The organism is Curtobacterium sp. MCJR17_043, from assembly GCF_003224315.2.
Lineage (GTDB): Bacteria > Actinomycetota > Actinomycetes > Actinomycetales > Microbacteriaceae > Curtobacterium.
Map to the genome: position 1 here is coordinate 2,553,181 of NZ_CP126259.1, position 14,731 is coordinate 2,567,911.

The 14,731-nt window shown below is 72.5% G+C and carries 11 protein-coding genes and 4 pseudogenes; 6 read left to right on the top strand and 9 right to left on the bottom strand.

Annotated elements, in window-relative coordinates; all coding sequences use genetic code 11:
* Positions 1-247: 247 nt before the first annotated feature.
* The 3 genes and pseudogenes from rfbA to DEJ15_RS13200 form a co-directional block, all read right to left on the bottom strand.
* Positions 248-1,113: pseudogene (gene rfbA, locus DEJ15_RS13190) on the bottom strand (glucose-1-phosphate thymidylyltransferase RfbA).
* A 12-nt stretch (positions 1,114-1,125) separates the two neighbouring features.
* Positions 1,126-1,734: a dTDP-4-dehydrorhamnose 3,5-epimerase family protein gene (locus DEJ15_RS13195; protein ID WP_110824517.1), complete on the bottom strand. Its 609-nt coding sequence runs from the start codon at positions 1,732-1,734 to the stop codon at positions 1,126-1,128.
* Between the two features lie 76 nt (positions 1,735-1,810).
* A complete protein-coding gene (locus DEJ15_RS13200) occupies positions 1,811-2,932 on the bottom strand; it encodes a glycosyltransferase family protein (RefSeq protein ID WP_110824518.1) in 1,122 nt (373 codons plus the stop codon).
* Positions 2,933-3,062: 130 nt separating this feature from the next.
* Between DEJ15_RS13200 and DEJ15_RS13205 the strand changes: the two genes are divergently transcribed.
* From DEJ15_RS13205 to rfbD, 3 genes and pseudogenes are all read left to right on the top strand, one after another.
* On the top strand, positions 3,063-4,004 hold the full coding sequence (locus DEJ15_RS13205) for a glycosyltransferase family 2 protein (RefSeq protein WP_110824519.1): 942 nt from the start codon (positions 3,063-3,065) through the stop codon (positions 4,002-4,004).
* A gap of 100 nt (positions 4,005-4,104) precedes the next feature.
* Positions 4,105-5,092: pseudogene (gene rfbB / locus DEJ15_RS13210) on the top strand (dTDP-glucose 4,6-dehydratase).
* A pseudogene (gene rfbD / locus DEJ15_RS13215) lies at positions 5,089-5,941 on the top strand (dTDP-4-dehydrorhamnose reductase). The pseudogenes rfbB and rfbD overlap by 4 nt, the downstream one beginning before the upstream one ends.
* A 172-nt stretch (positions 5,942-6,113) precedes the next feature.
* Here the strand turns inward: rfbD and DEJ15_RS13220 are convergent.
* Positions 6,114-6,983 carry a pentapeptide repeat-containing protein gene (locus DEJ15_RS13220; protein WP_284175117.1) on the bottom strand — a complete coding sequence of 290 codons (870 nt, stop codon included), beginning with the start codon at positions 6,981-6,983 and terminating at the stop codon, positions 6,114-6,116.
* Between the two features lie 65 nt (positions 6,984-7,048).
* Entirely contained in the window at positions 7,049-8,515 is a 1,467-nt protein-coding gene (locus DEJ15_RS13225; protein WP_284175118.1) for a hypothetical protein, read from the bottom strand.
* 528 nt (positions 8,516-9,043) lie between these two features.
* Between DEJ15_RS13225 and DEJ15_RS13230 the strand changes: the two genes are divergently transcribed.
* From DEJ15_RS13230 to DEJ15_RS13240, 3 genes are all read left to right on the top strand, one after another.
* Positions 9,044-9,916, top strand: coding sequence for a glycosyltransferase family 4 protein (locus DEJ15_RS13230; protein ID WP_284175119.1), 873 nt, complete (start codon positions 9,044-9,046; stop codon positions 9,914-9,916).
* Between the two features lie 456 nt (positions 9,917-10,372).
* Complete coding sequence (locus tag DEJ15_RS13235) at positions 10,373-10,780, top strand: hypothetical protein (protein WP_284175120.1); 408 nt, start codon at positions 10,373-10,375, stop codon at positions 10,778-10,780.
* Positions 10,781-11,048: 268 nt separating this feature from the next.
* Positions 11,049-12,032: a GH25 family lysozyme gene (locus DEJ15_RS13240; protein ID WP_146232869.1), complete on the top strand. Its 984-nt coding sequence runs from the start codon at positions 11,049-11,051 to the stop codon at positions 12,030-12,032.
* A gap of 31 nt (positions 12,033-12,063) precedes the next feature.
* On the opposite strand, the gene purE is transcribed toward DEJ15_RS13240, so the two are convergent.
* The 4 genes and pseudogenes from purE to DEJ15_RS18665 form a co-directional block, all read right to left on the bottom strand.
* A complete protein-coding gene (purE, locus tag DEJ15_RS13245; protein WP_258365940.1) occupies positions 12,064-12,570 on the bottom strand; it encodes a 5-(carboxyamino)imidazole ribonucleotide mutase in 507 nt (168 codons plus the stop codon).
* Between the two features lie 78 nt (positions 12,571-12,648).
* A complete protein-coding gene (locus DEJ15_RS13250; RefSeq protein ID WP_284175121.1) occupies positions 12,649-13,185 on the bottom strand; it encodes a hypothetical protein in 537 nt (178 codons plus the stop codon).
* Positions 13,113-13,970 (bottom strand): glycoside hydrolase family 6 protein, encoded by an 858-nt coding sequence (locus DEJ15_RS18660; protein WP_349814892.1) that lies wholly within the window; start codon positions 13,968-13,970, stop codon positions 13,113-13,115. The genes DEJ15_RS13250 and DEJ15_RS18660 overlap by 73 nt, the downstream gene beginning before the upstream one ends.
* 25 nt (positions 13,971-13,995) lie before the next feature.
* A pseudogene (locus DEJ15_RS18665) lies at positions 13,996-14,670 on the bottom strand (glycoside hydrolase family 6 protein); the annotation flags it as partial.
* Between the last annotated feature and the right edge of the window lie 61 nt (positions 14,671-14,731).

A 14,731-nucleotide genomic window follows, 5' to 3' on the forward strand; every position in this document is an offset into this window, starting at 1 on the left:
CCGCTGTCAGCGCCCGCACGGTCGGCACGTGGGCGCCGTCCCGGTACGCACCCTCGGCCACCGTGACGACGGCGTCGAACGCCCCGGCCAGGCCTTGCTCGACGACGGGGGGGCGCCGTCTCGAGGGAGGTGTCGACCGGGAGGCGCGGCCCGCTCCCGTCGGACGCCCCTGCGTCCACAGCGCGTGCGTCCGACGTCGGCCGGACACCGACCAGGGTGCGCCGGAGCCGGCCACGCAGCGCCACGGTCAGCCGCGGAGCAGGTTCTGCAGGTAGACGCCGTAGCCGCTCTTCGCGAGCGGGGCGGCGAGCGCCGCGAGGGCGTCGTCGTCGATCCACCCGTTGCGCCAGGCGATCTCCTCGATGCACCCGATCTTGTGGCCCTGGCGGTCCTCGATGACCTTGACGTACTCGGACGCCTGCATCATCGACTCGAAGGTGCCGGTGTCGAGCCACGCGGTGCCGCGGTCGAGGACCTCGACGCCGAGCGTGCCCGCCTCGAGGTAGCGCTCGTTGACGGTGGAGATCTCGAGCTCACCGCGGGCGCTCGGTTCGATCGTCTTCGCGATCTCGACCACGTCGTTGTCGTAGAAGTACAGGCCCGGGACGGCGTAGTTCGACTTCGGTTCGGTCGGCTTCTCCTCGATCGAGACGGCGGTGAAGTCGTCGTCGAACTCGACCACGCCGTACGCGGTCGGGTCGGCCACGTGGTACGCGAAGATCGTCGCGCCCTGGACGGTGTTGTTCTTCTGCAGGCTCGTGCCGAGGCCGGTGCCGTGGAAGATGTTGTCGCCGAGGACCAGGGCGACGCTGTCGTCCCCGATGAACTCCTCACCGATGACGAACGCCTGCGCGAGGCCGTCCGGGGGAGGGCTGCACGGCGTACTGGATGTCCATGCCGAGCGCCGACCCGTCACCGAGCAACGCCCGGAACTGGTCGTTGTACTCCGGCGTCGTGATGACGAGGACCTCGCGGATGCCGGCCATCATGAGGGTCGACAGCGGGTAGTAGACCATCGGCTTGTCGTAGATCGGCATGAGCTGCTTGCTGATGCCCTTGGTGATCGGCCAGAGACGCGTGCCGGATCCCCCCGGCGAGGATGATGCCCTTCATCGGCTGCCCCTCCTAGTTCTTCGTCCGGAGCGACTCGGTGTAGGCGATGCACTCCTCGTACGTCGGGAGGAGCCCCTGCTCCGCGGCCTGCTCGAGGGTCGGAGCGCTCGTGTCCTTCTCGGACAGGACCGGCTCGCCGATGCCGTCCGGCAGCTCCAGGCCCACCGTGGGGTCGAGGATGCTGATGCCCTTCTCGCGCTCGGGGTCGTAGTGCGCGCTGACCAGGTAGTTCACCGTGCTCTGGTCCTCCAGCGCGACGATGGCGTGGCCGAGTCCCTCGGACAGGTAGACGGCACGGCGGTCGACGTCGTCGATCCGGACCGCGTCCCACTGCCCGAACGTCGGGGAGCCGACGCGGATGTCGACGATGTAGTCGATGAACGCGCCGCGGACGGCGGTGACGTACTTCGCCTGGCTCGGTGCGACGAGGGCGTAGTGGATGCCGCGGGCGACGCCCTTCGACGAGATCGACATGTTCACCTGCCGCAGGTCGAGCGGGTGTCCGACCGTCTCCTCGAGCACGTCGGCGCGGTAGGCCTCGAGGAAGGCACCTCTGGCGTCGCCGTGCTGGACGGGCGTGAACTCCCACGCGCCGGGGATCTTCAGTTCGCGGATCTGCACCGCTGCAGCCTAGCAAGGGGCAGGTCCGCCGCGGGGAGCGCCCCCGCACGCCGTGCGGACGCCTCGCCCCGGCGACTCAGGACAGACCGAGCGCAGCCCGCCAGGCGCGTTCGCCGGGCTGGTCGACCCCGACCGTGCGCTCCGTCAGGACGTACCGGCGAGCGCGCGCCACCCGGTCGTCGGCCTCGCGGATGGCGGTGCGCAGGGCCTCCCGCCACGCCGCCGGGTCGTCGCCGGCGAGCAGGCCGCCGTGCCGGTCCGCGCCGCGGTAGGACGGCCGGTCGGACCCGACGAAGGGCAGCCCGAGCATCGTGTACTCGAGGAACTTGAGGTCGCTCTTCGCGTCGTTGAACCGGTCCTCGGTGAGCGGGGCGACCCCGGCGGACCAGCGTCCGGCGTGCGCGCGGAGGAACGCGACGAAGTCCGGGTAGTGGGTGGCGTCGCCCGGCAACGGCAGGCGGTCGAACCAGGTCGCGTCGTCCCCGGTCACGCCCACGACCTCGAGCCGGACCGGACGGCCATCGTCGTCCGTCGCCTCCGCGAAGACCGGGCGCAGCAGGTCGAGGTCGCCGCCGTGCGTGGCGCTCCCCATGTAGAGCACGCGACGGGTCCCGCCGGTGTCACGGGCGCGCGCCTCGTGCGCGTCGGCGTCCCAGAGGCCGGGTTGCACACCGTTCGGCACGACCACCGCGTCGACGCCCTCCGCGGCGAGCACCCGCCGGAGCGGCTCGGTGGACACCACGACCGCATCGGCGGACCGCACCACGCGGTCGACGGCGGCGAGGCGGTCGGGGTCGTACTCGGCCTGCGCCAACCGGGCACGGGCCTCCGGGGTGAAGAAGTCGTCGTCGACCTCCGCGACGACCCGGGTGCCCTCCCGCGCTGCGCGGGCGAGGGCGGCGTCGAGCGCGGCGAGCGGGAACGCGTCGCGCTGCACCAGGAGCACGTCGAGGTGCGCGGTGTCGGAGCCGTCCGCCCAGCGCACCGGGTCCACCTGCGCGACCCGTGCAGCGCCGGAGGCGGCGAGTGCGGTCATCCTGCCGGTCACGCGGACGTGCGCGGAAGCGGGGTGCACGCCACCTGCGCCGTGCACGACGAAGCCGACGAGCGGCGGGGTCGGAGCGGACGGGGTCGGAGCGGACGGGGTCGGGGTGGTCCGCCCCAGGAGACGGGCGACGGTCGACCGGAGGGCTGCCATGGCCCCATCGTGGCACGCGGGCACATGAGGCTGCATAGACTTGGCAGTCTGTGCGCCCACGTAGGATGGTCGCCGACTTCCCACACCCGGATCACCGCGCCGGCCGACGACACCAGGGACCCACCGACTCGTGAAACTGTTCGTCCAGATCCCCTGCCTCAACGAGGAGCAGACGCTCCCCTCGGTCCTCGAGACGATCCCGACCTCGATCCCGGGCATCGACGAGATCGAGGTCCTGATCATCGACGACGGTTCGACCGACCGCACGGTCGAGGTCGCGAAGGCGCACGGCGTCCGGCACTTCGTCCGGCACACCACCAACATGGGCCTCGCACGCTCGTTCCGCGACGGCGTCGACTACGCGCTCCTGCACGGTGCGGACATCGTCGTGAACACCGACGGTGACAACCAGTACCCGCAGGCGCACATCACCGAGCTCGTGCAGCCGATCCTGCGCGGCGAGGCCGACATCGTCATCGGTGACCGGCAGACCCGCACCATCGAGCACTTCTCCGGCTTCAAGAAGGCCATGCAGCAGTTCGGCTCCTGGGTCGCCAGCCGGGCCGCGGGCCTCGACCTGCCGGACGCCGCGAGCGGGTTCCGCGCGTACTCGAAGTACTCGCTCATCCGGCTCAACATCGTCACGCGCTTCAGCTACTGCATGGAGACCATCGTCCAGGCGGGCTACAAGCGCCTGGCGATCGCCAGCATCCCGATCACGACCAACGCGAAGACCCGCGAATCGCGGTTGTTCAAGAACATCTGGCAGCACATGTTCCAGTCCGGGTCGGCGATCGCCCGCGTGTACCTCATGTACCGCCCGATGGCCCTGTTCGCCTGGGTCAGCGCGGTCTTCGGCGTCGCCGGGCTCATCCCCTTCGTCCGGTACCTGGTGCTCCTCTGGACCGACAGCGGCGGCAACCACCTGCAGTCGCTCATCCTCGGCATGGTGCTGATGATCAGCGCCCTGCTCTCGATCACCATCGGTGTGGTCGCGGACCTGACCCGGTTGAACCGGACGCTCGCCGAGGAGCAGCTCGACCTGCAGAAACTCGCGCGGTACGGGGACTGAGCGCCTCCTCCCCGGCGGCACGCCTCCCCCCACTAGACTGCTGGCCGACCGCCGTCGGCTCCTCCGCCGACGCCCATCGGCCACCGAAAAGGAAACCAGCGTGAAGATCCTCGTCACCGGAGGGGCCGGCTTCATCGGCTCCAACTTCGTCCGTCGGACCCTGGAGGACGCCTACCCGGGTCTCGAAGGCGCCGAGGTCGTCGTCTACGACGCCCTGACCTACTCGGGCAACCTGGAGAACCTGGCCCCGGTGGCCGACTCCCCCCCGCTACACCTTCGTGCAAGGCGACATCCGCGACGCCGCGAAGCTCGACGAGGTCGTCCCGACGGTCGACGCCATCGTGCACTTCGCCGCCGAGTCGCACGTCGACCGGTCGGTCCGCGACTCCGGGATCTTCGTCGAGACGAACGTCGTCGGCACCCAGCGCCTGCTCGATGCGGCCCTGCGCCACGGCACCGAGCGCTTCGTGCACGTCTCGACCGACGAGGTCTACGGCTCGATCAGCGAGGGCTCCTGGGCCGAGGACCGTCCGCTCGAGCCGAACTCGCCGTACTCGGCGTCGAAGGCCGGCAGCGACCTCCTCGCCCGCAGCTACCACCGCACGCACGGGCTGAACCTGTCGATCACGCGCTGCTCGAACAACTACGGCCCGTACCACTTCCCCGAGAAGGTCATCCCGCTCTTCGTCACGAACCTCATCGACGACCGGCACGTGCCGCTCTACGGCGAGGGCGACAACGTCCGTGACTGGCTGCACGTCGACGACCACACGCGCGGCATCGCGATGGTCCTGACCCGCGGTCGCGCGGGCGAGATCTACAACATCGGCGGCGGCACCGAACTCACGAACAAGGAGCTCACGCAGCTCCTCCTCGACGCCACCGGCAAGGACTGGTCCTACGTCGACCGCGTCGCCGACCGTCTCGGGCACGACCTGCGCTACTCGGTCGACATCTCGAAGATCCAGGCCGAGCTCGGCTACGAGCCGCAGGTGCCGTTCGAGCAGGGTCTGGCCGACGTGGTGCAGTGGTACCGCGACAACCGCGCCTGGTGGGAGCCGCTCAAGGAGCGCGCGGCCATCGCATGACCCGGTACCTGATCACCGGGGCGGCCGGCATGCTCGGCCAGGACCTGCAGCAGGCGCTCGCCGGTCGTGACGTCACCGCGCTGTCCCGGGCCGACCTCGACATCACCGACCAGGACGCAGTGGCCGCCGCCGTCGCCGGACACGACGTCGTCGTCAACGCCGCCGCGTACACCAAGGTCGACGACGCCGAGTCGCACGAGGACGACGCCGCCGCGGTGAACGCGCGGGGGGCCGGCGGTGCTCGCCGACGCCGCGGTCGCTGCCGGTGCCCGGCTCGTGCACGTGTCGACCGACTACGTGTTCGACGGCAACGGGACGTCGCCCTACCGCGAGGACGAGCCGACCGATCCGATCGGCGCCTACGGCCGCACGAAGGCGGCCGGCGAGGCAGCGGTCCGCCGCATCGCTCCCGACTCGTCCATGGTCATCCGGGCCGCCTGGCTCTACGGTGCCGGCGGTCCGAACTTCGCGAAGACCATGATCCGGCTCGCCGGGTCGCACGAGACCGTGAGCGTCGTCACCGACCAGGTCGGGCAGCCGACCTGGACCGGCGACCTCGCCCGTCAGATCGTCGCGATGCTCGACGCCGAGGTCCCCGCGGGGATCTACCACGGCACGAACGGCGGGCAGGCGTCCTGGTACGACTTCACCCGTGCGATCTTCACCGAGGTCGGCCTGGACCCGGAACGCGTCCGGCCGACGGACAGCTCCGCGTTCGTGCGGCCCGCGCCGCGACCGGCGTACAGCGTGCTCGGGCACGACGCCTGGGCGCGGGTCGGGGTCCCGGCGATGCGGGACTGGCGGGAGGCCCTGCACGCGGCCGCCGAGGCCGGTGTCCTGACGGCCTGACGGCACACCACCGCGACACACACGAGCGGGGCGCCCGACCGACAGGTCGGGCGCCCCGCTCGTGTGCTGTGGTGCGCGGAGCGGTCGGGCGGACGCCGACCCGGCCGCGCACTCGCGGCGACCGGCGCTCCTCGACGTTCCCGGGCCTCCCGGCCGGCTGTCGGGTCGTCCGTCAGCCCGCGACGCGGAAGGTCATGTCCGCACGGACCTGCCGACCGTTGTCCGCGATGAACTGCAGTCGGGTCGTGCCCGCACGGGTCGGTGTCCCGGTGATCGTCTGCGACGCCGAGTCCCAGGTCAGCCCGGCCGGCAGCGGCTTCGAGAACGCCGTGACGATCGCGGGGAACGGGCTCTCCGCCTGCAGCTGGACCGATGCCGGCTCCCCGACCCGCAGGGACACGGTCGACGGGACGTCGAGCTGCGGCGGCAGCTTGACCTCGACGTTGCGGGTGTAGTTCAGCGTGTTGTCGTAGCTCGCGGCGGTGGTCAGGGTGCACTTCACGCCGTTGTCGCCCGGGTAGTAGAGCCCGACGCGCTTCGTGCAGCTGTTCGTCTCGATGCCCGGCTGGGTCCCGGACGTGATGGTGACCGGCACCGCGTCGTCCCCGTCGACCCACTCCGAGTACTCGGACGCGGCCAGGACTGTGTCCTCGATGACCATGCCGTTGATGCCCGCGCGGGTGAAGTCGGTGTCGGACAGCCGGGCACCCGTCAGGTCGGCCTTCGTCAGGTCGGCCTCGCGGAAGCGTGTGCCGGTCAGGTCGGCGCCGGTCAGGTCCGCGCCGTACAGGATGGCGCCGCTCAGGTCGGCGCCGCTCAGGTCCGCGCCCGACAGGTCGGCCAGGCGCAGGTCCACCCCGGCCAGGTCCTGTCCGGCCAGGTCGTCGCCAGCGCATTCGCTGTGTTCGCTCGTGGACGCGCCGGGCACGATGCGGCAGGCGCCCACGGTGTGCACGCTCGGTGCCGACAGGAACTCGTACGCGACGGCCAGCACGACGAGCAGGACGACGACGAGCGCGATCGACCAGTGCAGGCGCGTCAACCGTGGTCGGACGGACCCGGTCCGGGTGGTGGAGCCGTCGCCGGCCTCCGGTGCGATCGCGTCGCTCAGGTCGGGCCCGGGGGGGCATCGGTCGGTCGTCGGTCATGAGGACACCCCCCGTCAGGAAACCGGGCAACAGGTGGAGGGCCATCGGCGTGTACCAGGACTCGCCCCGCGCGTAGGTGAAGAAGGCCACGGGTCCGGCGTACGTGACGAGCACGACGACGGCGAGGACCGCTGCCGGCACCGCGACCGTCCGGCGCAACCCCGGGGGGCAGGGTCCGCCAGAGCGCGACCGCCGCGAGCACCGCGAACGCGAAGACGAGCGGCAGCACCGGGATGAGGTAGCGGCCGGAGAAGGCGTACTCGTTGTCCAGCCGCAGGAACGTCCGCAGGTTGAACAGGAACATCGCGACCACGTAGCTGCCGGCGACGACCATGCCCCAGATCAACGCCCGGGTACGCACGAGCGACCGGAAGGACACCAGGGTCGCGATCACGGCGATGACGAACGTGAGGGCGCCGGCGACCTGCACCCACGTCTCGACCTGCCAGGTCGTGTTCCGGCCCCGGTAGAAGAACATGCTCTGGAAGTAGGCGCTGATCCAGCTGCCCACGAACTCGAACACGTCGAACGGGGTCTGCGGCACCTGGTCGGCGATCGCCAGGTCGTGCGTCCGCTCCGCCCAGTAGTTGCGGCGGTAGATGTCGAAGGACAGGCACTCCTGGTGCGTGTGCAGCTTCGGGCAGGACGGGTTGAACTGGCCGTACAGCAGCAGGTTGCCGCCGATCCGTTCGACGAGCACCGCCATCGTCACGACGAAGAGCGCGGACCAGAGCGCCGAGGTCACCGGGTGCTCGACGAACGCCCGCCGGAACCGCTGCAGGGGGTGGGCGAAGGTCCGGAGCCCGTCGCGCTGCACGACGAGGACGACCGCCACCGCGACCGCGACGAGCACGAACGGAACGAACGTGTACTTGACGACGATCGCGGTCGCGCCGAACACGAGTGCCCGGAACAGGTCGGCGTACCCCTGTGCACTCGACCGGATGAGCCGCGCGCAGTACAGCAGACAGAGGAAGAACAGCGTGTTCGCCGGGGTGTCGTAGGTGACGGCGGCGGCCTGCCACTCGTAGCGGCCGGTCCCGGCGAGCAGGAGTACGACGAGGGTGGCGACCCAGAGGGACATGCCCATCGAGCGGACCAGGCGGTGCACCACGAGGAGCCCGGCGGCTGCGATCAGGACGTTGAGGAAGCGGAGGGCCACGACGATGACGGAGTAGGGCGCGCCGACGTCGAGCATCGCCTTCACCGGGAAGCTCGTCACGTAGTAGTAGACGTAGCTCGGGAAGCGCTCGATCTCCCCCATCGACAGCAGCTGCGCGGGTGCGTCGGTGATGACCGGCCCGGCCCAGACGCTGCGGCCCGCGTAGTACAGGATGTTCGCGATGTGCCGGTTCTCGTCCGGGGCGATGGTGCCGACGTACGGCACGTGCCCGACGCCGTCGACGACCGGCATGTGGATCGCCACGGACAGCACCGCCCCCCACGACGACGAAGAGTGCGATGGTGACGCGGGTCGTCCAGGGGTTCTCGAGGAGCCGGACGAGCCGGTTGACGTCGGTCAGGCCGCGGAGGTGCCGCGGTGCGATCGTGGTTGCCAAGGGTCCCCTTCAGTCCGTCCAACTCTAACGAACGACACGTCGTCGGCAGAACCGGGCCGAGGAGGTCGCTCCGGTCCGGCTGGTAGGGTCGGGGTCCGTTCACCAGCACCACGAGGAGCCGCCCATGCCCACACTCCGCGTGATCGTGGACCAGGTGATCGCACCGGTCCCCGGCGGGATCGGCCGCTACGCGGAGGAACTCACCCGGCAGCTCGTCGCCACCGCACCGGACGGGTGCGACGTCGAGGCCGTCGTCTCCGCGGCGTCCGGAGCGGAGCTCCAGCGGCTCCGCACGCTGCTCCCGGGCCTGAGCGGGCTGCAGCGGCTCGCCCTCCCCCCGACGGGAACTCGCACTGGCCTGGCAGGCGGGTCTCGCCCGCGGCGCCTCCGCCGGCATGGTCCACGCCCCGAGCGTCCTGGCACCCCTGGTCAAGCACGACCGGTTCCAGGACCTCGGCCACCAGACCGTCGTCACGGTGCACGACACCGTGCCCTGGACGCACCCGGAGACGCTCACCCCGCGCGGCGTGCACTTCCACAAGGCCATGGTGAAGCGGGCGTGGCGGCACGCCGACGCGGTCGTGGTCCCCACGCACGCGGTCGCGGCCGACCTCAACGCCATCCACCGGTTCGACGACCGGATCCGGGTCATCGGCGGCGCACCGGGCGGACGGCTCACGGTCCCCGTCGACGCGGACCTGCGGGCGGAACGCCTCGGCCTGCCCGAACGGTACGTCCTCGCCGTCGGGACGCTCGAGCCGCGCAAGGGGCTCGCGTACCTGATCGAGGCGATGGCGCACCCGGACGCGCCCACCGACGTCCCGCTCGTGATCGCCGGCCCCGACGGCTGGGGCGACGTCGACGTGCACGGCACCGCCGAGCGGGTGGGTCTGGCTCCCGAGCGCGTCAAGGTGCTCGGGCGGGTGGACGACGCCGACCTCGCCGTCGCGTACGACCGCGCGTCGGTGTTCGTGTTCCCGAGCCTCGCCGAGGGCTTCGGGCTGCCCGTGGTCGAGGCGATGAGCTTCGGCACCCCGGTCGTGCACTCCGACGACGCGGCCGTGCGCGAGGTCGCCGCCGACGCGGGCGTCACCGTCGCCCGGAACGCGCTCGAGAGCTACCCGGAACGACTCGCGCAGGCGGTGTACCAGGTGGTCAACGACCCGACCCTCGCCGCCCGGCTCGCGGTGGCCGGCCCGGACCGAGCCCGCATGTTCACCTGGCAGGACTCCGCCAACGAGGTCTGGCAGCTGCACGCCGACCTGTGACCGCACCGGGCACGCCGGTACGCGCGGTCGCCCGGCGCGGTGCTCGGGTCACGGGACGGCATCGCTTCCGTCGGCGGCCGTGTCGGGTTCCCGGACGACGCCGACCGGCTGTCATCATCGCTGGCATGAGCCGCTCTCGTCGCACCCCGGTCCTCCTCACCTCGTTGACGCTCGCCGTCGGGCTGACGACCGTGCTGACCGCGTGCGCCGGTCCGGACCAGCCCGCGCCGACGCGGTCGGCGAGTGCGACCAGCACGCGGACCGCGACGCCGACCAGCACCCCCTCCGCCTCGGCCCCGACCGCCCCCCGCGCCGACGACCGGGGGCGACGGCGCGTCCGCGGCGCCGGACACCGGTGGCACCGCGCCCTCGACCGGTACCGGCGACGGCGGCGGTCAGAGCGACGGCAGCGGCCAGGGCACGGGCAACGGGAGCGGTGTCGACACCCCGGTCAGCGTGGACTGGTCGACGGTGACGGCCCAGGGCATCGCCGCGGCGGGCGGCGGCACCGTGGTCTCCCTCGCCGGCTCGGGTGACCAGTGGACCGTCCTGGTCGCGGGTCCGGACGGGTCGCTGACCCAGTCGGTCGTCTCCGCGACGCTGGGTCGCGTGACCTCGGGCCCGTTCCCGAAGGACGCCGACGCTGCCACGAAGGCCGCCAACGTCGCACGGACGGCGAACCTGCAGACCCGGGCGGACGCCGCCGCGGAAGCGGCGACCGGTGCCGTCGCGGGGAGCACCCTGAGCTCGCTCACGCTCGCGGGCACGGCGGCGACGCCCTCGTGGACCGCCACGGTCAGCGCATCCGGCACCACGAGCACCGTCCGCGTCGACGGCAGGACGGGCGCCGCCAGCGTCGGCTGACGCCGGGACACCGCCGGGAGGCGCGCCACCGTCGAGCGCACCGCCCACCCTCGCCGGGTCCAGCACGCGCCGCGCCGGACGTGCGCGGCGCGCGGACGTGCGGCGGGCCTCCCGTCCGGCTCCCGCTCCCCCGGCGGACGCCGGTCCTGGCCGCTGGCCGCGGGGAGCACCCCGGACGACGGACACGCCCGGTACCATCGCTGCCGGAACGGCGGCGATCAGGGCCGCCACGACCGCAGCGACGACGCTGCGTCCTGGGGAGGACGACATGGGAACTCGACCACGCTTCCGTCGACGGTCCACGCTCGGGTTGACGCTCGTCTGCGCGTCGGCACTGGTCGGTGGGCAGGTGCTCGTGCCGGGCTTCGGCGCCGGCGCCGAGCCCGCCGGTGCGGCGACCGCGCCGGCCACGGCGACCACCGTCGCCGCCACCACGGGCCGGCCCGACCCGTCCCTCGCGACCATGGACGCCGTCGGCGACCACGCGATGGGTGCGAGCATCGCCGCGCACGCGGCCCAGACCGGTGACGCCGCCGGCCGGGCCACGACCGTGCCGCAGGGGACGGTCGCACCCGAGGCGACGACCGCGGCCGGCGGCCCGCCCCCGGGCAAGGTGCAGGGCATGGACGTCAGCGCGTGGCAGCCCGACGTCGACTTCCGCGCCGCCTACCGCAACGGCGCGCGGTTCGCCTACGTGAAGGCGACCGAGGGCGTCACCTACCAGAGCCGGACGTACGTGCAGCAGTACGAAGCGGCGCGCGCAGCGGGGCTCGTCCGCGGCGGCTACGTCTACGCGCAGCCGAGCCAGGCCAGTGGGCGCGCGACCGCCGAGTTCTTCTTCAAGTCCATGGGCCAGTGGAACCCGGACGGGTGGACGCTGCCCCCGTTGCTCGACATCGAGTACGGCAGTGCCGCGCAGGGCACCTGCTACGGCCTGAGCTGGGAGCGGATGCGCACCTGGATCCGGAGCTTCTCGGACACCGTGCACCAGCGGACCGGTCGCTACCCGGCGATCTACACCACCACCGACTGGTGGAAGCAGTGCACCAACAACAGCATCCGGTTCGCCTCGAACCCACTGTTCGTCGCGATCTACCCCGTGCACGACTTCACCTCGCCGGGCACGCTCGGCCGGAGCTGGAAGCGGTGGACGTTCTGGCAGTGGGCCGCGAGCGGGGTGTTCCCCGGCGACCAGGACGTCTACTGGTCGTCGATGTCGAACCTGCGCGCGTTCGCCGCCGAGCGGGAGTGAGGGCGGGCCGCGCTGCGCCGCCGCCGCCGGCTCAGAGTGCGTCGCGCAGCGCCTGCGCCTTCCGCTCGACGACCTGCTCGAGGTCGGCCGCGTGCTCGCGCAGGGCTGCCGCGACCGCTGGGTCCGTGGAGCCGATGATCCGTGCGGCGAAGAGCCCCGCGTTGGCGGCACCGTTGATCGCCATCGTCGCGACGGGGATGCCCGCCGGCATCTGCACGATCGACAGCAGCGAGTCGAGACCGTCGAGACGAGCGAGCTGCACCGGCACGCCGATGACCGGCAGCGTGGTGACCGAGGCCACCATGCCCGGGAGGTGCGCGGCGCCCCCGGCCCCGGCGATGACGACCCGGATCCCGCGGTCGGCGGCCTCCCGTCCGAAGCGGATCATCTTGTCGGGCGTGCGGTGTGCGGAGACCACGTCGGCCTCGAAGGGGATGCCGAGCGCGTCGAGGGTCTCGGCGGCTGCGCGCATGGTGGGCCAGTCGGAGTCCGAGCCCATGATGATCGAGACGAGCGGTGCGGCGGTGGTGTCGGTCACCCGTCGAGCCTAGCCGCGCGGCTCCCCTGCCAGCGGCATCGTCTCCGCCGGGCGGTGAGCGGTCTGCGGTCCGCGCGGTCAGCGGACCCGGACCGTGTGGCAGCCGAGCGACCGGTCGCCACCGGCCCCGATGCCCGTCACCGTGACGCAGACCGAGCGCCGCCCGGTCACGGCCGGCACCACGGCCGAGAAGCCGTGCGCCGTCCCGACGCCGTAGGAGCGGTCGACGTCCGCGCGCTCCGCGTCCGCGGTCACCGTGACGGCGGGACGACCCGAGACCCGGACGACGACCGCGGTGGCGCGGTCGGTCCCCTCCCGGTCGAAGGCCCAGCCGGAGACGGTGACCCTGCGGTGGCTCGCGGACACGACCTGCTCGAGCCGTGCGCGGGGCGCACTCGCGGCCACCACCACCCGCGTGCAGGTCCCCGTCGTGTCCGCGCCCGGGCCGACGTTGGTCGCACGGGCGCAGACCGTGTGCGTGCCGGCGCCCGCCGGGACGACGGCGTCGAAGCCGTGCGCGGTGCCGAGTCCCGCGAACGCCATCACGTCCGGGCGGGACCGGTCCGCGGCGACACTGCGGGCGGCCTTCCCGCCGACGAGCAGTGCGGTCTGCACCGGGCTCGTCGGGTCGTCGGCGTCGGCGGCCCACCCCCCGGACGCGGATGCCGCCCGCCACGACCGTCGCGGACTCGAGCACGACCGCGGGGTCGTGCCCGGTGACGCTCACCGTCTGGCACCCGAGCCGGGTGGTGACCCCCCGCGACGGAGGTGGTGCTGACGCAGACCTCGTGACTCCCCGCAGCGGCGGGGAGCGTCAGGTCGTAGCCGTGGTCGGCGCCGACGCCGTAGGAGTCCGCGACGTCCTGCCGTGGCCGGTCGGCCGTCGTCGTGCCGGCGGTGGACCCGTCGACCCACACCCGGACGGGCAGCGGCGTCGTCGACGCCGTCTGGTCCGCCGCCCAGCCCGAGACACGGACGGTGGAGACACCACCGTCGACGCGGTCGACCGTCCCGATGGCGCTGGACGTCGTGGCGGTCGCGAGCGCGGCGTTCGCCACAAGGGCCTGTGCGTACGCGGAGTACCACTTGCCCGCTGCCGGTCCGCCGTTGCACGTGCCGTCGCTCGCGCCGGGTGTCTTCACCCAGAGCAGCGCGTCGAGTGCGGTGCCGTCCGTGACCACCCGCGGTGCGGTGCCCAGGCCGGCGCCCGGCGCGTTGCACCAGGTGCCGCGCCAGCCCTGCCCGTTCCGCGACGTGTCGATCACGTAGTGCGCGCCGCCGGTGAGCGCCGACACCTTCTGCGCGTACGCCTGCTCCTGCGCCGTCGGGTAGTAGTTGGCGACGTTGGTCGAGAACCCGCGCGCGTCCTGCACACCGGCCCGCTGCAGTCGCGCGGCCATCGTCGCCGGGGGGCACCCAGTTCGAGTTGCCGGCGTCGAGGTAGGCGGGGACACCCGCCGCGGTGAAGGCGGCGACCGTGCGGGAGAGGATCCGGTAGCGCTGCTCGTCGAGCGTGGAGGTGCACGCCGCGTTGCTCAGCATCGCCAGCGAGTCCGGCTCGACGACCACCGCGGCCCGCTTGCCGGCCAGTCGGGCGACGATCTGGTCGACCCAGCCGTCGTACGAGCGCTCGTCGAAGCCACCCGCCGAGTAGCCGCCGCAGTCCCGGTCCGGGATCGCGTACACGACGAAGACCGCGGTCGTGCCGTTCGCCGCGGCGCCGGCGGTGGCGGTGTCGATCGTCTTCGTGAGCACCGAGCCCGTCGCCCACTCGCCCAGCCAGGTCGCCACCGGGTACTGCGCGATGGTCGCCGCGGCGCGGGCACCGGCCGGGTCGGTGGTCTGCAGTGCCGTCGCGGCCTTCGCCGCCTCGCTCGTCGGGGAGCGGTACTGTCCGGCGCCGTAGAGCTGTGTCGACGTGGCCGTGCGCACGTCACGTGTCGCCGAGACCGCGGGGTCGGCCGGGACGACGGCGCCGACGAGCGACACGGCGGCCATGGCGGCGGCGGCGCCGACGACCAGGCGCGGGACGGAGGAGACGCGACGGAGGGTGCGGCGGGACACGGTGGGCTCCAGGACGGCGGACACGGACCGTCTCATCGCACCACTCCGGCCGGCACCTGACGAGTTCCCAGACCGGGTGCCACCCGCGCGGGTGACG